This window comes from Mesorhizobium sophorae, assembly GCF_002270415.1.
In the GTDB taxonomy this organism is placed as follows: Bacteria; Pseudomonadota; Alphaproteobacteria; order Rhizobiales; family Rhizobiaceae; genus Mesorhizobium; species Mesorhizobium sophorae.
The window spans coordinates 46,479-68,975 of the sequence record NZ_NNRI01000003.1 but is presented as its reverse complement, the minus strand read 5'-3'; the positions used below and the strand labels follow the sequence as shown (position 1 = coordinate 68,975).

The following is a 22,497-nucleotide window of genomic DNA, read 5'->3' as shown; positions in this document are numbered from 1 at the left end:
AGCTGGACCATCTTTCCCTGCGGCCTGCCATCAGCCGCGACGATCGGAGTACCTCATGCGCGCAACGCGCTTTGCATTCAATGCCGTCCTGTTGTCGGCGGTGTTCTCCATAGGCCCTGCTTTCGCCGTGCCGGCGCTGCAAGCCCACCGCGCTGTTTACGATCTCACCCTCAACAAGGCATCCGATCAATCCGGCATCACGGGCATATCCGGCCGCATGGTCTATGAGTTCAACGGCTCGGCCTGTGAAGGCTATACGGTGAAATTCCGTTTCGTCACCCAGATCGTCACCAACGAGAACACGAAGCTGACCGACCAGCAGACGACCACTTTCGAGGACGCCGAAGGCAAGACCTTTTCATTCGTGACGAAGTCCTTCGTCGACCAGAACCTCGACAAGGAGGTCAAGGGCATCGCCACGAAAGAGACCAAGGGGTTGAAGGTCGATATCGACAAGCCCGAAAAGAACAGCCTCGAACTGGCTATGACCCAATTTCCGACCCAGCATCTGGTCGAACTGATCGGCAAAGCCGAAAAGGGCGAGAATTTTTACGAAACCAACCTTTTCGACGGTTCCGAAGACGCCAACAAGGTGATGACCACCACGGTCGTCGTCGGCAAGAGAACCGATGCCGACAAGGCCGACCCGGAGGCCCCGGCATTGGCAAAGCTCGCCACCGACAAATACTGGCCGGTCGACATCGCCTATTTCGACGACACCGACAAGACAGGCGAAGAGGTGCCGGAATACCGGATCAGCTTCAAGCTGCACGAGAACGGCATCACCCGCGATCTCGTCATGGACTATGGCGACTTCTCGATGACCGGCAAGCTGGTCAATCTTTCGCTGTTCGACCAGTCGAAGACCTGCCCGACCAAATAGTGCTTCAACTGGCCGGTTGATTCAGCACGACATGGGTTGTCGTTGCGAACGACTTGAACGCGCCGCAATCGCCTCCCAATTTCCTCCCCAGCGTCGAGGCGCAACAGGGGGGAGCAGCTTGAGCAGGATCGATGTCTTCGTGGCGCCGAGGCCCAACCCGGCGCTGATCAGGGTCATGACGTCAGTCAACCGGATCGTCATGCTGCGAGGGATACCGGGTTTTCGCGATATCTTGCCGTTCAACCGCCTGGCCGGGCTGCGTGGCGTCGCCAATGTCCGCCATATCGACTTTCCGCATGCCGACCTCGAGCGGCTGAAGGCCAGTTGCGGGGCGGGGAAGGCGACCTTCATCACGCCCAATCATCCCGAGTTCTTCACCGACTGGATGATCGACAAGGAGATCGTGTCGCAGGTCAGCCCGCTTGCTGCGTCCTGGGCAACGAATGGCGTCGTCAACGGGCTTGGCCGGCTGATGCAGAAATTCTGGCTGGCCAACAACCTGATCGCCCAGATTCCCGGCAACAGCGGGGCAGCCAAGGAACACTCCGTCGTCTGGGCATTGAAAGGCCATGGCGTGCTGCTGCATCCAGAAGGCGGCGTCGGCTGGCATGCCAACATCGTGGCGCCGTTGCTGCCGGGCGCCGTCGAGATTGGGCTTGAGGCGCTCAAGCGAGGTCGGGCCACGGGTCCAGATTTCAAGGTCTGGATCGCGCCGGTCGTCTGGAAGCTGGTCTTCACCAGGAATGTCGAAGCGGCGCTCGGGAAGGAATGCACCTATGTCGAGAAGAACCTGAAAATAGAACGCCAAGCGACCGACACGCTGCCGCAGCGCATCCACCATATCTATTCGACGCTGCTGGCCCGCGACGAAGGCGAGTGGAGCCTGTCATCCGAAGAAGGCGCAACCTATGCCGGGCGCCAGAAGGCGTTGGTCGCCGAGCTCAGCCGCCGGCTTGGCCAAGCCATTTCTTCCGACACCGCCGTCACCGACACCGCAGAGCTTCTACGACGGGCGCGTCGTTGGCAGCGCGAAAACACCGGCGATGCGGACGAGCAAAAGAAGGTCCGCGTGCTCGCCGACACGATTCAGAGGCTGCAACGCGTCGGGTCGTGGGCCTCGGCCAATCCGCGCATCACGCAGGAGGAGATCGCCGAGCACCTGAAGCGGATCCGCAACGACTATTGCCGGAGCGGATTGCGCGACACGATGAACCGGCTCATTCCGCAGCCGGCCGGACCGCGCTGCTCCTACATCCGGGTACCCGATCCACTTGGCCTGCATGAGCATGCCGGCTCGGTCGACGATGCGGTTGCCGAGTTGCACCGTCGCATGCAGGCCACAGTCGCCAGCACGGTGGCTAAGCTTGCGGTCGGTGGCAGCTTCATTTTCTATCCGAATCCATTCTATCGTCACTGACATCCACACGGGCCATGAGGCCGATCGTCATTCGCTTGCGAAGAATGGCGGATTGCGAAGAATGAAAGGCAGACAGCAAGCTTCATGGCAGTCTATGTCGACGCGGCGATCTGGAACTGGGCTGGCCATCGCTGGTGCCATCTGATGGCTGACGACACCGACGAGTTGCATCGCTTCGCCGCGCAACTCGGCCTCAAGCGCTCATCCTACCAGGGGCCGCCCAAGACATCGGCGCCGCACTATGACATAACCGGCTTCGAGCGCGACCGTGCGGTGCGGCTCGGCGCTTTCGAATGCAGCCGCGAGGAGATCGTCGCGATCTTCCGGCGGGTGCGGGTGCCCAATGGAAAGGCTCGGCGATGACACCAACGGCATTTCTGGCTTATTGCGCCGCGATCACGCTTGCAGCCGCAACACCGGGACCGGCGATGTTCGCGGTCATAACCAACGGTGTGTCGCGCGGGTTTCTTCGTGCGTTCGTGGCCGGGGTCGGCGTCGCCGCCGGCGATGCCGTGCTGGTCACCCTGGCGTTGCTCGGACTGGTGGCGTTGGCCCAGACTTTCGAATGGGTTTTTCTCCTGCTGAAATACGCGGGCGCTACCTATCTGGTTTTCCTCGGCATCAGGATGTGGCGAGCCGCCGCCACGCAATCGGATGAACCGCAGGCGTCGCAGGCGAGATTGTCACGGTCGTTCTTCCTCGGCGCATCCATCGCGCTGGGCAATCCGAAGGCGATTCTGTTCCACGCTTCGATCATGCCGCTGATCCTGAACCTCAACACCATGACCCTTGCCGACGGACTGCTGGTGGTCGCGGTCGTAATCAGCGTCAACATCCTCACCATGGGTATTTATGCTGCACTTGCCGGGCGGGCTTCGGGCTGGTTCAGGACGCCGAGACGCATGCGACTGATGAACAGGTTTGCCGGCAGCGCGATGATCGGCACAGGAGCGCTGATTGCCGCACGCTGAGTGGTGAAACGCCACACGGCTTGCGTTTGTCGCGCATCCCCTCTATATGCGCGCTCATTCCACACACGGACTTTGGTGTCTGCCCGGGAGAAATCCGGCTGAAACCTCCGGTGGCGTTCGAGGACAAAGTCCAAAAATGCCTGTGTCCGTGGAGGCTAACCGGAAAGGAACTAAGAATGGCTCTGCCTGATTTCAGCATGCGCCAGCTTTTGGAAGCTGGCATTCACTTCGGCCACCAGACCCACCGCTGGAACCCGAAAATGGCGCCTTATATCTACGGCGCCCGTAACAACATCCACATCATCGACCTCTCGCAGACGGTGCCTTTGCTGCACCAGGCGCTGAAGCAGGTTTCCGACACTGTCGCCAAGGGCGGCCGCGTGCTATTCGTCGGCACCAAGCGCCAGGCGTCCGACATCGTCGCCGATGCGGCACAGCGTTCGGCCCAGTACTATGTCAATTCGCGTTGGCTCGGCGGCATGCTGACCAACTGGAAGACGATCTCGAACTCGATCCAGCGCTTGCGCAAGCTCGACGAGATGCTGGCCGGCGAGGCCCAGGGCCTCACCAAGAAGGAGCGCCTCAACCTCGACCGCGAGCGCGAGAAGCTCGACAAGGCGCTGGGCGGGATCAAGGACATGGGCTCGACGCCCGACCTGATGTTCGTCATCGACACCAACAAGGAAGCGATCGCAATCCTCGAGGCCAAGCGCCTCGGCATCCCGGTCGTCGCCATTATCGATTCGAACTGCGACCCGGACAAGATCGACTTCCCGATCCCCGGCAATGACGACGCTGCCCGCGCCATCCAGCTCTATTGCGACCTGATCGCCAAGGCTGCGATCGACGGTATCGCCCGCCAGCAGGGCGCGCTCGGCGTCGACATCGGCGCTTCGGTCGAAGCTCCGGTCGAACCGGCTCTCGATCCGGCTCCGGCATCGGAAGCCCCCGAAGCTTAACAATCGAAGGCCGGTTGCGGCCTTCATCTTTCTCATATTTTGGCACGCTAAACAGACGCATCATCGAGGTTCGATGGTGCGTCGGTGCATTTAAAACAAAGAGGCGACAATGAGCATTTCGGCTGCACAGGTCAAAGAACTCCGCGACTTGACCGGCGCGGGCATGATGGATTGCAAGGCGGCGTTGAACGAAACCAACGGCAACATGGAAGAGGCCATCGACTGGCTGCGCAAGAAGGGCATTTCCAAGGCTGACAAGAAGGCCGGCCGCACTGCGGCTGAGGGCCTGATCGGCGTCGATTCCGGCCCGCGCGAAGCGGCCGTCGTCGAAGTCAATTCCGAGACCGACTTCGTTGCTCGTAACGCCGCGTTCCAGGAGATCGTTGCCAATGTGGCCAAGGTCGCGCTCGCTTATGGCGGCAAGACCGAGGCGGTTGCAGCGGCCAAATATCCGGGTTCGGACAAGTCGGTCACCGACACCATCAAGGATGCTGTCGGCACCATCGGTGAGAACCTGGGCTTCCGCCGTTCGGCCAAGCTGAACGTTCCACATGGCGCCGTCGCCACCTACGTACACAACGCGGTTGCCGATGGCCTTGGCAAGCTCGGCGTGCTGGTTGCGATCGAGACCACGGGCAACGAGCATGCTGCCAACGCGTTTGCGCGTCAGGTCGCGATGCATGTCGCCGCCACCAGCCCGATGGCGCTGACCACCGAAGAACTCGATCCGGCGGCAATCGAGCGCGAGAAGGCGATCTTCTCCGATCAGGCGCGCCAGTCCGGCAAGCCGGAAGCGATCATCGAGAAGATGGTCGAAGGCCGTCTGCGCAAGTTCTACGAGGAAGTCGTCCTCCTGAAGCAGGCCTTCGTGCTCAATCCCGACATCACCGTTGAGAAGGCGCTGAAGGATGCCGAGAAGGACATCGGCGCCCCTGCCAAGATAACCGCCTATCTGCGCTTTGCGCTGGGCGAAGGCATCGAGAAGGAAGAGACCGATTTCGCGGCGGAAGTCGCGGCGGCGGTCAAGAAGTAAGCTGCCGCGGCAGCTGTCCTTCTGGCGAATTTTATCGGCCGGGTGTCCGCAGGGATGCCCGGCCGATTTCTTGTGCGGTGTCGATGAAAGCCCTGAGCTTCGGCGCCATCGACGCCCGGCGGGGAAAATAGAGGAACAGCCCCGGCTCGTCGATCGCGGCTTCGCGCAGCACCTCGATCAGTCGGCCGGCCTGGATATCGGCCCGCACCAGCGGCTCGAACAGGTAGGCCAGTCCGATGCCGGCCAGCGCCATGTCGCGCGCCGACAGCGGATCGGTGACGACGACGCTGCCACGCGTTTCGACGCCGATATCCTTGCCCTGGTCGCACAGATCCCAGCGATAGAGCGCGCGCGATCGCAACAGACGATAGCCGATGCAGTTGTGGCTGGAGAGATCAGCCGGCGTTCGCGGCTTTCCGTGGCGGCCAACATAGGCGGGGGAGGCGACGATGATCGTTCGGAACGGCTCCGTCAGCCGCACCGTCACCATATCTTCGGCAATCATCTCGCCCAGCCTTATGCCGGCGTCGAAGCCCTCGCCGACAATGTCGCTCAGGCGCTCGTCGGTGAACACTTCCACCGTCACCTCGGGATAGCGCTCGGCCATTGCCGACAGGATGGGCATCAAGGCGAGCGGCAACGCCAGGCGCGGCACATTGATCTTGAGCAGGCCGCTCGCCCTGCCTTTCACCGAGCGAATCCGCTCGATCCGATCCGCGATATCTTCCAGGGCAGGCTGCGCTGCCGCCACAAGCGCCTCACCGGCCTCGGTCAAGGCAACGCTGCGCGTGGTGCGGGCAAACAGCGGCTGGCCGATCCGCTCTTCGACAAGGCGCACCGCGTGGCTGACCGCCGAAGGGCTCATGCCAAGTTCCGCGGCGGCGGACGCAAAGCCGCCGCGTCGCGCCACGGCGACGATGACGGGAAGATGGCTGAGCAGGTCGCGATCCATTCATGCATGATATCGCATAGTCTGTGCAGATAATGCAATCTTCTCGACGCCGGCGCGCTGGCCCACATTGTCGCCAACAGATCGGCGGCGGCCGATGCGCAAAGGAGAAGAGACATGAATGCATTGAAGTACGCTACCTTCGCGGCGGGTATTGCGCTGGCGCCGGTCGACGCCGGCGGAGCCGAGCCATCGCGCGAAATGACGCTCGCCGATGAGCGCGCGGTCATCCGTATCGCCGATGCCATCGATCGTGCCGTCGATGCACAGGATTGGCGGCTGGCCCGCAGCTATTTCGCCGACCGTGTCACCGTCGACTTCAGCAGCCTGAGCGGACAGCCCTCGGCCACCATCGCCTCGGACGATTTGATCGGGACCTGGGCAGCGAATCTCGGGGGCAGCAAGACCAGCCTGCATCTTCGTACCAACCACCAGGTCGCCATCGACGGCGACGCCGCGACCGTGTTCTCCAATGGCTATGCCTGGAACCGGATGGAAGGCAATGGCGACCCGCTCTGGGAAGTCTGGGGCACTTACGAACACCACCTGACCCGTTCGGGCGCGGGTTGGATGGTGGACGGCTTCACATTCCGCATGACGCATGAGCGCGGCAATCCGTGGGTCAAGGCGACCCCCGGACAGGATCGGCATTGAACAGGATCGGAACGACATCATGACCATGTCCTACTACACCCTTGGCAACAGCGGGCTACGAGTCACCCGCCTGGCACTCGGAACCATGACCTTCGGCACCGAATGGGGCTGGGGTGCCGACAAGGAGACGGCGCGCGCTCTGGTCGATGCCTATGTCGAGGCAGGCGGGAATTTCTTCGACACCGCCGACGCCTATACCGGCGGCACCTCCGAGACCTGGCTTGGCGAGTTCATCGCCGAGCGCGGCCTGCGCGACAAGGCGGTGATCAGCACCAAGTTCAGCATGAATCTGGAGCAGGGCAATCCGAATGCCGGCGGCAATGGCCGCAAGAACATCATCCGCGCCGTCGAAAGCTCGCTGAAGCGGCTCGGTACCAACTATATCGATCTCTATATCCTGCATGCCTGGGACAGGCTGACGTCGCCGGAAGAGGTGATGCGGACGCTTGACGATCTGGTGCGCGCCGGAAAGATCCGCCATGTCGGCCTCTCCGACGTCCCCGCCTGGTACGCGAGCAGGGCGCAATCCGTCGCCGAGCAACGCGGCTATGAACCGGTTTCGGCGCTGCAGCTCGAATATTCGCTAGCCGAGCGCAACATCGAGCATGAATTCGTGCCGTTCGGTACGCGCTACGGCGCCGGCATCATGGTCTGGAGCCCGCTGGCAAGCGGCCTTCTGAGTGGCAAATATCGTTCGGATACAATCAATAAGGCCGGTGGCAGGCTGGAGACGATGCGCGGCTCGAGCAATCCGGGCTTTCAGAAATTCAGCGACCGCAACTGGGCAATCGTTGCCGAACTGGAAAAGGTTGCCGGCGAGCTTGGCCGCGGCATGGCCCAGATCGCTTTGAACTGGGCGGCGACAAGGCCAGGTGTCGCCTCGGTGATCATCGGTGCGACGAGGCTGGATCAGCTCAAGGACAATCTCGGCGCGCTCGATTTCGAGATTCCGCGAGAGCTTCTGGTACGGCTCGACGCAGTCAGCCGGCCAGTCACGCCGTTTCCATATTCGTTCTTCGGACCGGAAATCCAGGGCGGCCTCACCGGGGGCCAGGCGGTCGGCGGCAAGCCGATGGGCTACTTCCCGGACCTGCTGATAGAGGGCGCTTTTGCCGGCGTCAGCTAATGATTGGCTGAGCGTCTCGATCTCGAATTTCCGGCTCGGGCGCCGCGTGACATCGCGGCGCCCTTCGTGTATCGGAACACGGCATCGCGCCATGTTTCGGGGCGGCGCCTGCGCGAGGGTAGCCACCCGGAACGCGTCACACGCAAAATGACGAGGACCAGATGACGGTGAAGCCCCTCTACCGACGTGTCTTGTTGAAAGCGTCGGGCGAAGCGTTGATGGGCGAACAGCATTTCGGCATCGACGTTTCGGTGGTGGATCGCATCGCCGCCGATATCGCCGAAGCCCGCGCACTGGGCATCGAGGTCGGCGTCGTCATCGGCGGCGGCAACATCTTTCGCGGCGTGGCCGTTGCCTCCAAGGGCGGTGACCGCGTCACCGGCGACCACATGGGCATGCTTGCCACGGTCATCAATTCACTGGCGCTGCGCACGTCATTGAACAAGATCGGCGTCGACGCCGTGGTGCTCTCTGCGATCGCCATGCCCGAACTCTGCGAGAGTTTCTCACAGCGCCAGGCAACCGCCTACATGAACCAGGGCAAGGTGGTGATCTTTGCCGGCGGCACCGGCAATCCGTTCTTCACCACTGATTCGGCGGCGGCACTCCGCGCGGCTGAAATCGGCGCCGACGCGCTGTTCAAGGGCACTCAGGTCGACGGTGTCTACTCGGCCGACCCGAAGAAGGACCCGGATGCGACGCGTTTCGAGCGCATCAGCCATGGCGAAGTCATAAAACGCGGCCTCTCCATCATGGATACGGCTGCGATTGCACTTGCGCGCGAAAACAACATTCCGATAATCGTCTATTCGATCCACGAAAAAGGTGGGTTTGGCGATATTCTAAGGGGCGGCGGCCGCTGCACGGTCGTCGCGGACGATTGATCCTGGGGCCTGGTCCCGAAAAAGGGATGCCGGTTTTCGAAAATCAGGCTCGAACACGGGGCCTTGCCCCGAAGCAGTGAACCCGCGCTAGACGGGTCGAGGAGATTAAGATGAGTGGTGAGTACGACGATCTCAAGCGGCGCATGGACGGGGCAATAGCCGCGTTCAAACATGATCTGGCTTCGCTGCGGACCGGTCGCGCCTCCAGCAATCTGCTCGACGCGATCCAGGTGCAGGCCTATGGCACCACCATGCCGATCAATCAGGTCGCCAACGTCTCGGTGCCGGAGCCGCGCATGATTTCGGTGTCGGTCTGGGACAAGTCGATGGTCGGCGCGGTCGACCGCGCCATCCGCGAATCCAATCTGGGCTTCAACCCGATCGTCGACGGCACCAATCTCAGGATTCCGCTGCCCGAGCTCAACGAACAGCGCCGCAAGGAACTGGTCAAGATCTCGCACGGCTACGCCGAGAACGCCCGCGTCGCCGCGCGCCACGTGCGCCGCGATGGCATGGACTTCCTGAAGAAGGCGGAAAAGGACGGCGACATCAGCGAGGACGATCAGCGCAAGCGTTCCGACCAGGTCCAGAAACTTACCGACGAAACGATCAGCACCATCGACCACCTGCTTTCCGATAAGGAAGCTGAAATCATGCAGGTTTAGGGTTTGGCCATCGGCTGACCCGAAAGCGAGAACATGGCAACGCCCGCGCATGTCGCGATCATCATGGACGGAAACGGACGCTGGGCCAAGGCGCGCGGCATGCCTCGTCTTGCTGGCCATCGGGCCGGTGTCGAAGCGCTGCGCAAGACGGTGCGCGCCGCACCCGGGCTCGGCATCTCCTTCCTGACTGTCTATGCCTTCTCGTCGGAGAACTGGTCGCGGCCGAAGTCCGAGGTCAGCGACCTGATGGGCCTGCTGAAACTGTTCATCCGCCGTGATCTCGCCGATTTGCACCAGAGCGGTGTGCGGGTCAGAATCATCGGCGACAGGGCAGGGCTGCAATCCGACATCAGGGGGCTGCTCGACGAGGCCGAATCGCTGACCGCCGCAAATGAAGCGCTGACGCTGGTGATCGCCTTCAACTATGGCGGACGCGACGAGATCGTGCGCACGGCGCGCAAGCTTGCCGCGGCCGTGGCCCGTGGCGAACTCGACAGCGAGGCGATATCAGCCGAAAGCTTTGCCGGCGCACTCGACACGCAAGGTATCCCCGACCCGGAACTGGTCATCCGCACCAGTGGTGAGCTGCGGCTGTCGAACTTCCTCCTGTGGCAGGCCGCCTATAGCGAGCTCGTCTTCCTGCCTTGCTACTGGCCCGACTTCAGCCGCGAGCATCTTGCCGAGGCCCTACGCGAATTTGCCAGCCGCGAACGTCGATTCGGCGGACTTGGCTCGCAGGACGTTGCCTCGCGACCGGCCGCAGGATGAGCAATCTCCAGCTTCGCGTCATTTCGGCAGTCGTGCTTGCCATCATTACCCTTAGCTTGACCTGGTTTGGGGGGCTGCCGTTCCGGTTGCTGTGTGCCGTGATGGCTGCGGTGATCTTCTATGAATGGACACGCATGTCGCGCCCAGCCGAGGCCACGGGCCCGGGTTTCCTGCCGGAAGCGCTGCTGGTTGTTTTCATTGGGGCCTTGATTGCCGGCCTTGCCGCATCGTGGCTGCTGCCGCTTGTCGTGGTGGCGGTTGCCGCAGTGGCGATTGCCGCCTCGGTTCGCAAGACCGGACAATGGGACGCGGCCGGTCTTGCCTATGCCAGTGTTTCCGGCCTGTCGCTTGCCCTGTTGCGCGACGGGGATCGTTCAGGCCTCGTCGCCATCCTGTTCCTGTTCGCGGTCGTCTGGGCCACCGATATCTTTGCCTATTTCGTTGGCCGTACGGTCGGCGGCCCAAAACTGGCGCCGTCGATCTCTCCCGGCAAGACACGCAGCGGCGCGCTCGGCGGCGCTGTCGGCGGAGTTGTGGCCGGGCTCATCCTGGCCGCGGTTGCCGGCGTCGGCAATCTGGCGTTGCTCGGCCTTGTGGCGCTCGTGCTGTCGATTGTCGCCCAGGCTGGCGACCTGTTTGAATCCTGGATCAAGCGCCGCCACGGTCGCAAGGATTCGGGTGCGCTCATCCCCGGCCACGGCGGCGTCATGGACCGTGTCGACGGGCTTGTCGCGGCGGCTTTCGCCCTATACGTCATCGGCTGGATTTCGGCGACCGCCGATCATCCGGCGCAGGGGCTGTTTCCGGTTTGAGAGGCGTCATTTCAGGGCCCGATGCGCGCCGCGCCTTGGATTCGCCTGGATTGATGCCACAGTCACGGCGCTATCCGCGCCGCGGAAGAATTTGAGGGTTTATCTTGAACGAGATTCTTCACGCGCTTTTCAGCACACAAGGCTTCGTCCTTGGCACGCTCGTGCCGTTCCTCTTTGTGCTGACCGTGGTCGTGTTCGTCCATGAAATGGGCCACTACCTCATCGGGCGCTGGTGTGGCATCGGGGTCAAGGCCTTCTCGATCGGCTTCGGCCCGGAGCTTTTCGGCTTCAGCGACAGCCACGGCACGCGCTGGAAACTGTGCGCGATACCGCTTGGCGGCTATGTCAAATTCGTCGGCGACATGAACGCCACGTCGAGTCAGCCGACTTCGGAAGAGATCGAGACGCTGACCGAGGAGGAACGCAAGGTCGCTTTTCACACGCAGCCGATCTGGAAGCGCGCGGCGACGGTGGTCGCCGGGCCGCTGTTCAATTTCCTGCTGACGATCGTCGTCTTTACCGTGTTGTTTTCCTCCCATGGCCGCTATGTCGCCGAGCCGATGGTCGCAGAGGTGACGGCTGACAGCCCGGCGGCGAAAGCCGGCATCCTGCCCGGTGACCGATTCGTCAGCGTCGACGGCAGCAAGGTCGAAACCTTTGGCGACGTCCAACGCCTGGTTTCGGGCCGTGCCGGCGACACCATCACCTTCGTCATGCTGCGCGACGGCAAGGAGGTCACGGTGACGGCGGCGCCGCGGTTGATGGAACAGGAAGACGCGCTCGGCAACAAGGTCAAGGTTGCCGTGATCGGCGTCGTCAACAACAAGGAACTCGGCCAGCCCCGCCTTGTCACCTACACGCCCATCGGGGCAGTTGCAGCGGCAGTCGAGGAGACTGGGCATGTCATTCAGCGCACCGGTCAGTTCCTGCAGCGTTTCGTTGTCGGGCGTGAGGACAAGTGTCAGCTGGGCGGCCCGGTGAAGATCGCCGACATGGCCGGCAAGGCAGCGAAACTGGGGTTCGAATGGCTCGTGCAACTGATTGCACTGCTGTCCGTCGGCATCGGGTTTCTGAACCTTTTGCCGATTCCCCCACTCGACGGCGGCCATCTCTTGTTCTACGGGGTGGAGGCCGTCATTCGCCGTCCGGTGTCGGATCGGATGATGGAAATGGCCTATCGGGCCGGGTTGCTTCTGGTGCTGTGCTTCATGGGTTTCGTTTTCTGGAACGATCTGTTTGGATGCTGAAATCATGAAGAAATTTGGCTTTGGCATGAGCGATGTTGAGACGCCGTTTACCATGCCCGGGGATATGAGTGACGCGAAAGCCACGCCGCGAGGTTAAGTAAATACAAATTAACCAGAAGCCTTGCGTGTAGGGAAAATCCGGTTAATACGGTACGAGAAATTACCGCACGTCCGGTTTTCTCGCCGTGGGGACTACGAGAAAAGGTTATTAAGCCCGATGAAGGCAGCATCCAAGTTTCTGAGCGCCGCGTCCGCGGTGACCCTGTCTGCGGCCCTTGTGGTGCCAGGCGCGCTCGCAGTGCAGTTCGTTGCCACATCGGCGGCCGAAGCCGCTGTCGTCAGCAGAGTAGAAGTGAGCGGCAACCAGCGTATCGACGCTGAAACCATCCGCAATTACATCACCATCAAGCCGGGCAAAGCTTTCTCCAGCTCCGATATCGACAGCGCGGTCAAGGCGCTGTTCGGCACCGGCTTGTTCTCGGATGTGCAGATCAATCAGGTCGGCTCGACGCTGGTGGTCAAGGTTGCCGAATACCAGGTCGTGAACCAGGTGCTGTTCCAGAACAACAAGAAGCTCAAGGACAACGCGCTTGAGATGGCGGTGCAGTTGAAGCCGCGCGGAACGTTTTCGCAGGCGACGCTCGATTCCGACGTCGAGGCGGTCAAGGCTGCCTACAGGCGCATCGGTCGCGACGATGTGACTGTGACCACGCAGGTCATGCAGCTTGGCGACAACCGCGTGAACGTCGTCTTCAACATCACTGAAGGCGACCGCACTCAGATCGCGGCGATCAATTTCGTCGGCAACAGCGCCTATTCCAGCCGCCGCCTGTCGGATGTGATCAATACCAAGCGTTCGTCCTGGGTTTCCTTCATTCTGCGCGACGACGTCTATGACGACGACAAACTGCGCGCCGACCAGGAGCTGCTGCGCCGCTTCTATTACAATCACGGCTATGCCGATTTCCAGGTCGTGTCCGCCGTCGGCGAACTCGACAGTGCGACGAACAAGTACACGGTCACCATCACCGTCCAAGAAGGCGACCGCTACACGTTCGGCGATGTCAGCGTCGAAAGCACGATCCCGGAAGTCGACTCGAAGTCGCTGGAATCGGTGGTCGAGACCCGCAAGGGCGACGTCTACAATGCCAAGGACGTCGAGGACACCATCATCGCGCTGACCGAGAAGGTGGCCGGTTCCGGCTATGCCTTCGCGCAGGTGACGCCGCGCGGCGACCGCAATTTCGAGAACCACACCATTTCGGTGGTCTACACCATCGACCAGGGCACCAAAGCCTATATCGAACGCATCGAGATTCGCGGCAACGACCGCACGCGTGATTATGTCATTCGCCGCGAGTTCGACGTCAGCGAAGGTGACGCCTTCAATCAAGTTCTCATTCAGCGCGCGAAGAAGCGCCTGGAAAACCTGAATTACTTTGAAAAAGTCGATATCTCGACCGTTCCAGGTTCGCAGCCTGACCAAGTCGTGCTGGTGGTCGACGTTGTCGAAAAATCGACCGGCGAATTCTCGGTCGGCGCCGGCTACTCGACCGGTGGAGACACGGCGGGTCCGTCCATCGAAGGATCGATCACCGAGCGCAACTTCCTCGGTCGCGGCCAGTTCATCAAGCTGTCGGCAGGCGGCGGCAAGAATTCGCGCGACTACAGCCTGTCCTTCACCGAACCCTATTTCCTCGGACGGCGCATCGCCGCCGGCTTCGATATCTTCCAGCAGACCCGGAATTACGATCACTACGATAGCGAGACCACGGGCGCGACGGTGCGCTTCGGCCTGCCGATCACCAACAGCATCTCGACGCAGTTGGCGTACAACATCTCACGGGAAAAGTACGAGTACGACAACGGTTGCGATGACAATGGAGACGGCGTGCTGGGCGACTGCGACATTTCGCAGGCGATCGTTCAGGGTATCGATGAAAGCCCCTGGATCAAGTCGTCGGTCAGCCTCGGGCTGGTCTACAATACCATCGACGACATGAAGAACCCGCACGAAGGCATCTACGCCACCACGACGGCCGAATTTGCCGGCCTCGGTGGCGATGCCAAGTATGTGAAGCTGACTGGGCGCGGCAGCATCTATCAGACGCTCTCGGAGCAGTTCGATCTGGTTGGCCTCGTCTCGGCTGGCGCAGGCCATGTCGGGGGTTATGGCGGCGACGGCGGTTTGCGTATCTTCGATCAGTTCCAGAGCAACGACCGCATGATCCGTGGTTTCGAATATGGCGGCATTGGCCCTGTGGACAGTGTTACGGGTGACCATCTCGGTGGCACGACGTATTTCAACGCCTCGGCCGAAGCCCAGTTCCCGCTGCCGGCCATTCCGGAAAGCTTTGGGCTGCGCGGCGCCGTATTTGCCGACGCTGCAACGCTCTATGGCACCCAAATCGAGAATGTGGCTGTCACCCAGACCTCGACGGACTTGAAGCTGCGCGCCTCGGTCGGCCTCGGCTTGATGTGGGCATCGCCGTTTGGTCCGATCCGTATCGACTATGCGATCCCGGTCAAGAAGGAAGCGACCGACAACGTGCAGGAGTTCAATTTCGGCATATCGACCCGCTTCTGATCGACGGCCAACGATGCTCCCGGATTTTTCAGGTCCGGGAGAGATGTTCCGACCTAGCTGGATATAGCTTCTGGAATGACCGATCCGGTGTTCTTCGCGCCATCACGCCGGTATACGGCGGGCGAAGTCGCGAATCTGACCGGCTCGGTGCTTGTCGATTCCGGCCAATCCGACGTTTCGATCGAAGCGCTCGCGCCGGCCAATGAAGGCGGCGAGAATGCGCTCGTTTTCGTTGATGGCAAGCGCAATTCCGCGCTGATGCTGTCATTGCGAGCGGCTGCGGTCCTGTGTCCGGCGGAATTCGCCAGCAAGGCGCCGGCCGGCATCGCGGTACTCGTTCATCCGCGCCCGCAACAGGCCTTCGCGCTGGTCGGCCGTCTGCTGTTCCCGACGGCCGCGACACCGGGACCAATGACCAGTGAAACCGGTGTCTCGCCGCATGCTCATATCGATCCGACCGCGCATGTTGAGGCAGGTGCTGTCATCGAGGCAGGTGCCGTCATCGGGCCGGGTGCTTCGATCGGCGGCGGTACGGTCATCGCGCCCAACGCGGTCATCGGACAATCCTGCCAGATCGGCCGCGACGGCTATGTCGGTCCAGGCGCCAGCATCCAGTATGCCTTGATCGGCAACCGCGTCATCATCCATGGCGGCGCCAGGATCGGCCAAGATGGTTTTGGCTTCGTCGGCGGCGCCAAGGGACCCGAACGCGTGCCGCAGGTCGGCCGTGTCGTTATCCAGGACGATGTCGAGATCGGCTCCAACACCACCGTCGATCGCGGCGCCATGTCCGATACGATCATTGGCCAGGGCACCAAGATCGACAATCTCGTGCAGATCGCCCATAACGTCCGCATCGGCCGCAATTGCATAATAGCCGGGCTTTCGGGTATTTCGGGTTCCGTGATCGTGGGTGACAATGTCACCATGGGCGGCGGCGTCGGGCTTGCGGATCACCTGACCATCGGGTCTGGGGCCAAGCTCGCCGCCAGAAGTGGGTTTATGAGCAATGTCCCTGCAGGCGAGATCTGGGGTGGTTATCCGGCACAGCCGATGGCGGAAGCCATGCGGGAGATAGCCATGCTGCGCAAGCTCGCCAGGACCCGCAAACAGGGCGAGGGAGGCAATGGCTGACATGATCGCTTCGACGACGCTGGAAGCGGTCGACATTATGGGGCTCATGAAGCTCCTGCCGCACCGCTATCCGTTCCTGATGATCGATCGCATCGTCGACATCGATGGCGACGAGTCCGCCGTCGGCATCAAGAACGTGACCATAAACGAGCCGCATTTTCAGGGCCATTTCCCCGAGCAGCCGGTGATGCCGGGAGTGCTCATCGTCGAGGCGATGGCGCAGACGGCCGGCGCCATCTGCATCCGCAGCCTGCGCACTGAAAAGCCGTCATTGGTCTATTTCCTGACCATCGACAATGCCAAATTCCGCAAACCGGTCGTTCCGGGCGACCAGTTGAGGATCCATGTCAAGAAAATCAAGAAACGCGGCAACCTGCTGAAATTCGCTTGTGAAGCCATGGTCGACGGCGCCAAGGCGGCCGAGGCCGAGATTTCAGCCATGATGGTCACCAGCGACTGACGATCGAATGCTTATGAAAATCAAGACATCCATTCATGCTTCCGCTGTCGTGGAGGAGGGCGCCCAAATCGGTCAAGGCGTGCGCATTGGGCCGTTTTGTCATGTCGGCGCCGATGCGGTGATCGGCGACGGCGTCGAACTGGTCAGCCATGTCTCGGTGATGGGCGCGACCACCATCGGTGCCTCGACCAAGGTCTATCCGATGGCGATACTGGGCGGGCCGCCGCAGAACACCAAGCACAAGGGCGGCCGCACCACTTTGGTCATCGGCACGAACTGCACGATCCGCGAAGGCGTGACCATGCATCTCGGCACCGATTCCAGCCGCGGCGAGACGACGATCGGCGACAATGGCAATTTCCTTGCCTACGCCCACATCGCCCATGATTGCGTCGTCGGCGACAATGCGACGTTCGCCAACGGAGCGACGCTGGGCGGCCACTGCGAGGTCGGCAACAACGTCTATATTGGCGGCCTTACGGCGGTTCATCAGTTTGTCCGTGTCGGCGACAATGCCTTTCTGGGCGGCTGCTCCGCTATCGTGGGCGATGTCATTCCCTATGCCATCGCAGTTGGTAACCGCGCCAGTCTGCGCGGCCTCAACATCATTGGCCTGAAGCGTTCCGGCCTGCCGAGGTCCGAAATCCATGTGCTGCGCAAGGCTTACAATATGATCTTCGATCGCTCTCGCACCGTTGGCGAGAACATCGAATTCGCCAAGGCCGAATTCGCTTCGTCGCCGACCGCCATGAAGATCGTCGATTTCATCACCAGTCGCGGCAAACGGCATTATGCGGTGCCGTCGCTCAAGGGCGGCGATGGCGACGATGTCGATGACGAAGGCTGAGACCGCGGCAGCGGGTCTTGATCTCCCTTCGGGCGCCAGGGTCGGCATCATCGCCGGCGGTGGCAGCCTGCCGGTCGAAGTCGCGGCCGGTTCGGCGCAACGAGGCCATCCTCCCTTTGTCATCCTGATGGAAGGCGAGGTGGACCGCATGGCGGAGCTCTCCCGGTATGAGCATGAAAGCCTCGCTCTGGAAGGTATAGGCTCGCTGATACCCTTGTTGAGGCGGCACCGGATTACCCATCTGGTGCTTGCGGGCGAGATCAAGCGCAGGCCACGATTGCTTGCGCTGCGGCCCAGTCTCAGCCTGCTCGCGGTGATTCCCCTGGTGGTCATGGCGCTGGCGCGCGGCGACGATGGCTTGCTGAAGGTCGTGGCACGAGGTCTCGAAGCACGAGGCATAAAGATCGTCGGAGCCCACGAAATCGTGCCGAACCTTGTAGCCGCCGAGGGTGTCCTGACCAAGGCCTCGCCACGCAAATCGGACTGGCTCGACATCGAGGCAGGCCTTGCAGCGGCAAAGGCGATTGGCGCGCTGGATATTGGCCAGGCGGCGATCGCGGTCGGCGGCCGCACCATTGCGCTCGAAGGCATCGAGGGAACTGCCGGATTGCTCGATCGCGCCAAACAGTTGCGTGGCCACGGCCGTATCGCGGGCAAGACCCGCGGCGTGCTGGTCAAATGCGCCAAGCCTGGCCAGGAACTGCGTGCGGATCTTCCTTCCATCGGTCCGCAGACGATCGAGGCGGTGCATGCGGCCGGGCTTGCCGGCATTGCCGTCGAGGCGGGACGTTCGCTGGTTCTCGAAGGCCCTGAAACCGTCGCGCGCGCCAACGCCCTCGGCCTGTTCGTCATCGGTCTGCCTGCCGCAACGGAGCCGCATCATGCCTGACAGGGCATTGAAGATCGCGATTGTTGCCGGCGAAGAGTCGGGCGATCTGCTTGGCGCCGACATCGTGCGTTCGCTCAAGCAGGCTACCGGGCGCGAGGTGCAGATCGTCGGTCTCGGCGGCCGCCATTTGCAGGCGCTGGGGCTGGTGTCGCCATTCGATGCCGGCGAGATCGCCCTGATGGGTTTCAGCGCCATCCTGCGCGACCTGCCACGCCTGATGCGGCGGATCAACCAGCTGGCCAAAACCGTTGCGGACGAGAAGCCCGATTGCCTCGTCACCATCGACAGTCCTGACTTTTCGCTGCGCGTCGCCAGGAAGGTGCGTGCGACCAATCCGTCGATCCCGATCATCCACTATGTCTGCCCGAGCGTGTGGGCATGGCGGCCGGGCAGGGCGGTGGCAATGAAGCCCTATGTCGACCATATCCTCTGTATCCTGCCGTTCGAGGTGAAAGAACTCGAACGACTGGGCGGCCCGCCCGGAACCTATGTCGGGCATCGCCTCACCCATGATGCGGGCGTGCTCGGTGCTGCCAAGGCGCAGGATCTGCCGCGCGATCTTGCGTCTCCAGATCGCGTCAAGACACTGCTCGTCCTGCCTGGTTCGAGGCGCGGCGAGGTACGACGGCTGCTCGAGCCGTTCGGCGAGACGGTGTCTATGCTGCATGCGCGCGGGCATCGCCTGCGGCTGCTGCTGCCGACCGTCCCGCATGTCGCCGACCTCGTCAGGGCCTCGGTCACACGGTGGGATGAGAAACCCGAGATCATCCTTGATCCCCACCGCAAATGGCAGGCCTTCGGCAAGGCCGATGCGGCGCTGATCGCGTCGGGGACGGTATCGCTGGAGCTGGCGCTGGCCGGTGTGCCGATGGTCTCCTGCTACAGGCTCGATCCCGTCGCGCGCATCGTGGCGCCTTACTTGTTGTCCGTTTGGTCGGCGCTGTTGCCCAACCTGATCGCGGATCGGGCGCTGGTCCCGGAATTCTATAATGAGTACGTCAAGCCGAACAATCTGACCCGGCAACTGGAAGCGCTGCTCGCCGACAGCGGGATGCGCGCCTGGCAGAAGCAAGGTTTTGCCGAGATTACCCGGCGCATGGCGACCGACAAGCCGTCCGGCGAGATCGCGGCGGGCGTCGTGCTTCGTCACATAAAAAAAGCGCCCTGACGGGCGCCTTTCTCAATCCGGAAAGCCTCGATCACCGCTTGGCGATCGGCACGTAGTCACGCTCCGGCGCACCGGTATAGAGCTGGCGCGGGCGGCCGATCTTCTGGCGCGGGTCCTCGATCATCTCCTTCCACTGCGCGATCCAGCCGACGGTGCGGGCGACCGCGAACAAGACGGTGAACATCGTGGTGGGGAAGCCCAGCGCCTTAAGCGTGATGCCGGAATAGAAGTCGACATTCGGGTAGAGTTTCTTCTCAATGAAATAGGGATCCGTCAGCGCGATCTTTTCCAGCTCCATGGCGATATCGAGCAGCGGATCGTCCTTGATGCCGAGCTCGCCCAGCACCTCATGCGCCGTCTTCTGCATGATCTTGGCGCGCGGATCGTAGTTCTTGTAGACGCGGTGGCCAAAGCCCATCAGCCGGAACGGGTCGTTCTTGTCCTTGGCGCGGGCGATGAATTCCGGGATGTGGTCGACATGGCCGATCTCGCCCAGCATGTTGAGCGCCGCTTCATTGGCGCCGCCATGGGCCGGGCCCCACAGGCAAGCGATGCCGGCGGCGATGCAGGCGAACGGGTTCGCGCCCGACGAGCCGGCAAGACGCACGGTCGAGGTCGAGGCGTTCTGCTCGTGATCGGCGTGCAGGATGAAAATGCGCTCCATGGCGCGCGCCAGCACCGGATTGATCTTGTACTCCTCGCACGGCACGGCGAAGCACATGTGCAGGAAGTTGGCGGCGAAGTTCAGCTCGTTCTTCGGGTAAATGAAGGGCTGGCCGATATGGTATTTGTAGGCCATCGCGGCGATCGTCGGCATCTTGGCGATCAGCCGCATGGAGGCAACCATGCGCTGGTAGGGGTCGGAGATGTCGGTGGAGTCGTGGTAGAAGGCCGACAGCGCGCCAACGACGCCGCACATCACCGCCATCGGGTGCGCGTCGCGGCGGAAGCCGGTGAAGAAGCGCGACATCTGCTCATGCACCATGGTGTGGCGCGTCACGCGGTAATCGAAATCGTCCTTCTGCGCCTTGGTCGGCAATTCGCCATAGAGCAGGAGATAGCAGACCTCGAGGAAGTCGCCGTGTTCGGCCAACTGGTCGATCGGATAGCCGCGGTGCAAGAGGATGCCGGCGTCGCCATCGATGAAGGTGATCTCCGACTCGCAGCTTGCGGTCGAAGTGAAGCCGGGATCGTAGGTGAAGGCGCCGGTGGTGCTGTAGAGCGAGGCGATGTCGATGACATCAGGCCCGACCGAGCCGCTTCGCACCTTGAACTCGTGCGTCTTGCCGGCGAATTCAAGCGTTGCCGTGGCCTCGTGGGTGTTGCCGCCCAAATCCAGTTTTTTCGCAGCTTCGGTCATTGCAAACTCCTTCTTGTTTCCTCATGCCGGCAAAGGCAAAATTCCGCAGAGCGACACGTCGAAATCACCGCAATGCGCGTATTCGCCACCGCATTCTAGGAGGTGCGTGCCAGATTGGGCCAAGGCCTAATGTTGCACTGCGAAACGCGCCTTTCAATGCCAATCTTCTTGGGCCAGTTCGCTCCTAATCGATTTGATCCGCTATGCGCGCCAGGCTTTCCTCGCGGCCGAGCACGGCAAGCACGTCGAACACACCCGGCGAGGTGCTTTTGCCAGTCAGGGCGGCGCGCAAAGGCTGGGCCACGGTGCCAAGCTTGTGGCCGCCGGCCTGCGCATAGTCGCGCACCGCGGCTTCAGCCGCAGTGGCCGTCCAGTCACCTGACAGGGTCGTCAAAGCTTCGTGAGCGCCGCGCAGGATTTTGCGCGCGTCTTCATTGAGCAGCAGTGCCGCCTTGTCGTCGACCGGGAGCGGCCGGGTGGCAAACAGGAAGGCGGCGCCGTCGACAAGTTCGACCAGTGTCTTGGCGCGCTCCTTCAGGCCGGGCAGCGCGGCCAGCAGCTGCGCCTTGTTCCTGTCGTCGAGGCGCGCGGCCATCGCCGGCCCCCCTCGAGATAAGGCAGGGTGGCGATGAAGATGTCGAACAGCTCAGCATCGCTCATGCGGCGCATATGGACGCCGTTCAGCGCCTCCAGCTTGGCGAAGTCGAAGCGGGCGGCGCCCTTGTTGACATCGCCGATGTCGAACCAGGAGATCATGTCCTTGATCGACATGATCTCGTCGTCACCGTGGCTCCAGCCGAGGCGCGCCAGGTAGTTCAGCAACGCCTCCGGCAGGTAGCCCATGGCGCGATAGGCCTCGACGCCGAGAGCGCCGTGCCGCTTCGACAGCTTGGCGCCATCGGCGCCGTGGATCAGCGGGATATGCGACATGGACGGCACGTCCCAGCCCATTGCGTCGTAGATCACCGTCTGGCGGGCGGCATTGGTCAAATGGTCGTCGCCACGGATGATGTGGGTGACGCCCATGTCGTGGTCGTCGACGACGACGGCATGCATATAGGTCGGGTTGCCGTCCGAACGCAGGATGATGAAGTCGTCGAGATCCTTGTTGGGGAAGCGCACCTCGCCCTGGACACGGTCGTGCACCACCGTCTCGCCCGCGGTCGGCGCCTTGATGCGGATGGCGCCCTTGGCGCCTGCGGGCGCCTCGGAGGGGTCCCGGTCACGCCACCGGCCGTCATAGCGGGGCGGCAGCCCCTTGGCGCGTGCTGCCTCGCGCATCGCCTCGAGCTCGGCAGGCGTCTCGTAGCTGTAATAGGCCTTGCCCATCCGCACGAGCTCCTCGGCCACCTCGCGATGACGCGGCGCGCGCTCGAATTGCGAAACGGCCTCGCCATCCCAGGAGAGGCCGAGCCAGGAAAGCCCGTCGAGAATGGCTGCGGTCGCGGCATCGTTGGAGCGCTCGCGATCGGTGTCCTCGATGCGCAGCAGCATCGTGCCGTCAGTGTGCTTTGCGTACAGCCAGTTGAACAGCGCCGTGCGCGCGCCGCCTATGTGCAGGTAACCGGTGGGCGAGGGGGCAAAACGGGTGACGACCTTGTCGGACATGAAACTCTCGGAAACCATCTGAAGCGGGGTGTGGTTGCGCGGACTTTCGCGCGTTGCGCGTTCATGTAGCATAGGG

General features: G+C 62.2%; 21 protein-coding genes and 1 pseudogene. 19 read left to right on the top strand and 3 right to left on the bottom strand.

What is annotated here, in order from left to right; all coding sequences use genetic code 11:
• Window positions 1-55 precede the first annotated feature (55 nt).
• From CGZ66_RS03110 to tsf, 6 genes are all read left to right on the top strand, one after another.
• Window positions 56-883: a cell envelope integrity EipB family protein gene (locus CGZ66_RS03110; protein WP_095081476.1), complete on the top strand. Its 828-nt coding sequence runs from the start codon at window positions 56-58 to the stop codon at window positions 881-883.
• Window positions 884-1,001: 118 nt separating this feature from the next.
• Window positions 1,002-2,300 (top strand): lysophospholipid acyltransferase family protein, encoded by a 1,299-nt coding sequence (locus CGZ66_RS03105; RefSeq protein ID WP_095081474.1) that lies wholly within the window; start codon window positions 1,002-1,004, stop codon window positions 2,298-2,300.
• 84 nt (window positions 2,301-2,384) lie between these two features.
• Window positions 2,385-2,663: a DUF4031 domain-containing protein gene (locus tag CGZ66_RS03100; RefSeq protein WP_095081470.1), complete on the top strand. Its 279-nt coding sequence runs from the start codon at window positions 2,385-2,387 to the stop codon at window positions 2,661-2,663.
• Window positions 2,660-3,271 (top strand): LysE family translocator, encoded by a 612-nt coding sequence (locus CGZ66_RS03095; protein WP_095081466.1) that lies wholly within the window; start codon window positions 2,660-2,662, stop codon window positions 3,269-3,271. Before CGZ66_RS03100 ends, CGZ66_RS03095 begins: the two co-directional genes overlap by 4 nt.
• Window positions 3,272-3,447: 176 nt before the next feature.
• Window positions 3,448-4,230 carry a 30S ribosomal protein S2 gene (gene rpsB, locus CGZ66_RS03090; RefSeq protein ID WP_023777441.1) on the top strand — a complete coding sequence of 261 codons (783 nt, stop codon included), beginning with the start codon at window positions 3,448-3,450 and terminating at the stop codon, window positions 4,228-4,230.
• A 109-nt stretch (window positions 4,231-4,339) separates the two neighbouring features.
• Window positions 4,340-5,263 (top strand): translation elongation factor Ts, encoded by a 924-nt coding sequence (gene tsf / locus CGZ66_RS03085; protein ID WP_095081463.1) that lies wholly within the window; start codon window positions 4,340-4,342, stop codon window positions 5,261-5,263.
• A gap of 31 nt (window positions 5,264-5,294) precedes the next feature.
• Here tsf and CGZ66_RS03080 read toward each other — a convergent pair whose 3' ends face one another.
• The gene (locus CGZ66_RS03080) at window positions 5,295-6,215 is read right to left on the bottom strand and encodes a LysR family transcriptional regulator (RefSeq protein ID WP_095081456.1); all 921 of its coding nucleotides are present in this window, start codon (window positions 6,213-6,215) and stop codon (window positions 5,295-5,297) included.
• 114 nt (window positions 6,216-6,329) lie between these two features.
• Between CGZ66_RS03080 and CGZ66_RS03075 the strand changes: the two genes are divergently transcribed.
• The 13 genes from CGZ66_RS03075 (at window position 6,330) to lpxB (ending at window position 19,453) form a co-directional block, all read left to right on the top strand.
• Complete coding sequence (locus CGZ66_RS03075) at window positions 6,330-6,866, top strand: nuclear transport factor 2 family protein (RefSeq protein WP_095081451.1); 537 nt, start codon at window positions 6,330-6,332, stop codon at window positions 6,864-6,866.
• Window positions 6,867-6,885: 19 nt separating this feature from the next.
• On the top strand, window positions 6,886-7,992 hold the full coding sequence (locus CGZ66_RS03070; RefSeq protein ID WP_095081449.1) for an aldo/keto reductase: 1,107 nt from the start codon (window positions 6,886-6,888) through the stop codon (window positions 7,990-7,992).
• A gap of 161 nt (window positions 7,993-8,153) precedes the next feature.
• The gene (gene pyrH / locus CGZ66_RS03065; RefSeq protein WP_013895365.1) at window positions 8,154-8,876 is read left to right on the top strand and encodes a UMP kinase; all 723 of its coding nucleotides are present in this window, start codon (window positions 8,154-8,156) and stop codon (window positions 8,874-8,876) included.
• A gap of 110 nt (window positions 8,877-8,986) precedes the next feature.
• The gene (frr, locus tag CGZ66_RS03060) at window positions 8,987-9,541 is read left to right on the top strand and encodes a ribosome recycling factor (protein WP_015317784.1); all 555 of its coding nucleotides are present in this window, start codon (window positions 8,987-8,989) and stop codon (window positions 9,539-9,541) included.
• Window positions 9,542-9,574: 33 nt separating this feature from the next.
• Complete coding sequence (locus tag CGZ66_RS03055; RefSeq protein WP_095081447.1) at window positions 9,575-10,309, top strand: isoprenyl transferase; 735 nt, start codon at window positions 9,575-9,577, stop codon at window positions 10,307-10,309.
• Window positions 10,306-11,121, top strand: coding sequence for a phosphatidate cytidylyltransferase (locus CGZ66_RS03050; protein ID WP_095081444.1), 816 nt, complete (start codon window positions 10,306-10,308; stop codon window positions 11,119-11,121). The genes CGZ66_RS03055 and CGZ66_RS03050 overlap by 4 nt, the downstream gene beginning before the upstream one ends.
• Before the next feature lie 104 nt (window positions 11,122-11,225).
• On the top strand, window positions 11,226-12,368 hold the full coding sequence (gene rseP / locus CGZ66_RS03045) for an RIP metalloprotease RseP (protein WP_095081442.1): 1,143 nt from the start codon (window positions 11,226-11,228) through the stop codon (window positions 12,366-12,368).
• Between the two features lie 217 nt (window positions 12,369-12,585).
• Window positions 12,586-14,955 carry an outer membrane protein assembly factor BamA gene (gene bamA / locus CGZ66_RS03040; protein ID WP_095081440.1) on the top strand — a complete coding sequence of 790 codons (2,370 nt, stop codon included), beginning with the start codon at window positions 12,586-12,588 and terminating at the stop codon, window positions 14,953-14,955.
• 75 nt (window positions 14,956-15,030) lie between these two features.
• Window positions 15,031-16,089, top strand: a complete 1,059-nt coding sequence (gene lpxD, locus CGZ66_RS03035; protein WP_095081438.1) for a UDP-3-O-(3-hydroxymyristoyl)glucosamine N-acyltransferase — start codon at window positions 15,031-15,033, stop codon at window positions 16,087-16,089.
• On the top strand, window positions 16,082-16,549 hold the full coding sequence (fabZ, locus tag CGZ66_RS03030; protein WP_095081436.1) for a 3-hydroxyacyl-ACP dehydratase FabZ: 468 nt from the start codon (window positions 16,082-16,084) through the stop codon (window positions 16,547-16,549). Before lpxD ends, fabZ begins: the two co-directional genes overlap by 8 nt.
• Before the next feature lie 13 nt (window positions 16,550-16,562).
• Window positions 16,563-17,396: an acyl-ACP--UDP-N-acetylglucosamine O-acyltransferase gene (gene lpxA, locus CGZ66_RS03025; RefSeq protein ID WP_095081495.1), complete on the top strand. Its 834-nt coding sequence runs from the start codon at window positions 16,563-16,565 to the stop codon at window positions 17,394-17,396.
• Window positions 17,383-18,285 (top strand): LpxI family protein, encoded by a 903-nt coding sequence (locus CGZ66_RS03020; protein ID WP_425352254.1) that lies wholly within the window; start codon window positions 17,383-17,385, stop codon window positions 18,283-18,285. Before lpxA ends, CGZ66_RS03020 begins: the two co-directional genes overlap by 14 nt.
• Window positions 18,278-19,453, top strand: coding sequence for a lipid-A-disaccharide synthase (gene lpxB, locus CGZ66_RS03015; RefSeq protein WP_095081432.1), 1,176 nt, complete (start codon window positions 18,278-18,280; stop codon window positions 19,451-19,453). The genes CGZ66_RS03020 and lpxB overlap by 8 nt, the downstream gene beginning before the upstream one ends.
• 31 nt (window positions 19,454-19,484) lie before the next feature.
• Here lpxB and gltA read toward each other — a convergent pair whose 3' ends face one another.
• Window positions 19,485-20,813: a citrate synthase gene (gene gltA, locus CGZ66_RS03010; RefSeq protein ID WP_095081430.1), complete on the bottom strand. Its 1,329-nt coding sequence runs from the start codon at window positions 20,811-20,813 to the stop codon at window positions 19,485-19,487.
• A gap of 184 nt (window positions 20,814-20,997) precedes the next feature.
• Window positions 20,998-22,421 (bottom strand): annotated as a pseudogene (gene gltX, locus CGZ66_RS03005) (glutamate--tRNA ligase).
• Window positions 22,422-22,497 lie beyond the last annotated feature (76 nt).

Coding starts and splice junctions, on each gene's coding strand:
- lpxA (WP_095081495.1), top strand. CDS start 16,563: ATGAAAATCAAGACATCCATTCATGCTTCCGCTGTCGTGGAGGAGGGC.
- CGZ66_RS03095 (WP_095081466.1), top strand. CDS start 2,660: ATGACACCAACGGCATTTCTGGCTTATTGCGCCGCGATCACGCTTGCA.
- frr (WP_015317784.1), top strand. CDS start 8,987: ATGAGTGGTGAGTACGACGATCTCAAGCGGCGCATGGACGGGGCAATA.
- CGZ66_RS03075 (WP_095081451.1), top strand. CDS start 6,330: ATGAATGCATTGAAGTACGCTACCTTCGCGGCGGGTATTGCGCTGGCG.
- CGZ66_RS03070 (WP_095081449.1), top strand. CDS start 6,886: ATGACCATGTCCTACTACACCCTTGGCAACAGCGGGCTACGAGTCACC.
- fabZ (WP_095081436.1), top strand. CDS start 16,082: ATGGCTGACATGATCGCTTCGACGACGCTGGAAGCGGTCGACATTATG.
- tsf (WP_095081463.1), top strand. CDS start 4,340: ATGAGCATTTCGGCTGCACAGGTCAAAGAACTCCGCGACTTGACCGGC.
- bamA (WP_095081440.1), top strand. CDS start 12,586: ATGAAGGCAGCATCCAAGTTTCTGAGCGCCGCGTCCGCGGTGACCCTG.
- pyrH (WP_013895365.1), top strand. CDS start 8,154: ATGACGGTGAAGCCCCTCTACCGACGTGTCTTGTTGAAAGCGTCGGGC.
- CGZ66_RS03055 (WP_095081447.1), top strand. CDS start 9,575: ATGGCAACGCCCGCGCATGTCGCGATCATCATGGACGGAAACGGACGC.
- lpxB (WP_095081432.1), top strand. CDS start 18,278: ATGCCTGACAGGGCATTGAAGATCGCGATTGTTGCCGGCGAAGAGTCG.
- CGZ66_RS03100 (WP_095081470.1), top strand. CDS start 2,385: ATGGCAGTCTATGTCGACGCGGCGATCTGGAACTGGGCTGGCCATCGC.
- rpsB (WP_023777441.1), top strand. CDS start 3,448: ATGGCTCTGCCTGATTTCAGCATGCGCCAGCTTTTGGAAGCTGGCATT.
- CGZ66_RS03080 (WP_095081456.1), bottom strand. CDS start 6,215: ATGGATCGCGACCTGCTCAGCCATCTTCCCGTCATCGTCGCCGTGGCG.
- CGZ66_RS03050 (WP_095081444.1), top strand. CDS start 10,306: ATGAGCAATCTCCAGCTTCGCGTCATTTCGGCAGTCGTGCTTGCCATC.
- lpxD (WP_095081438.1), top strand. CDS start 15,031: ATGACCGATCCGGTGTTCTTCGCGCCATCACGCCGGTATACGGCGGGC.
- gltA (WP_095081430.1), bottom strand. CDS start 20,813: ATGACCGAAGCTGCGAAAAAACTGGATTTGGGCGGCAACACCCACGAG.
- CGZ66_RS03020 (WP_425352254.1), top strand. CDS start 17,383: ATGACGAAGGCTGAGACCGCGGCAGCGGGTCTTGATCTCCCTTCGGGC.
- CGZ66_RS03110 (WP_095081476.1), top strand. CDS start 56: ATGCGCGCAACGCGCTTTGCATTCAATGCCGTCCTGTTGTCGGCGGTG.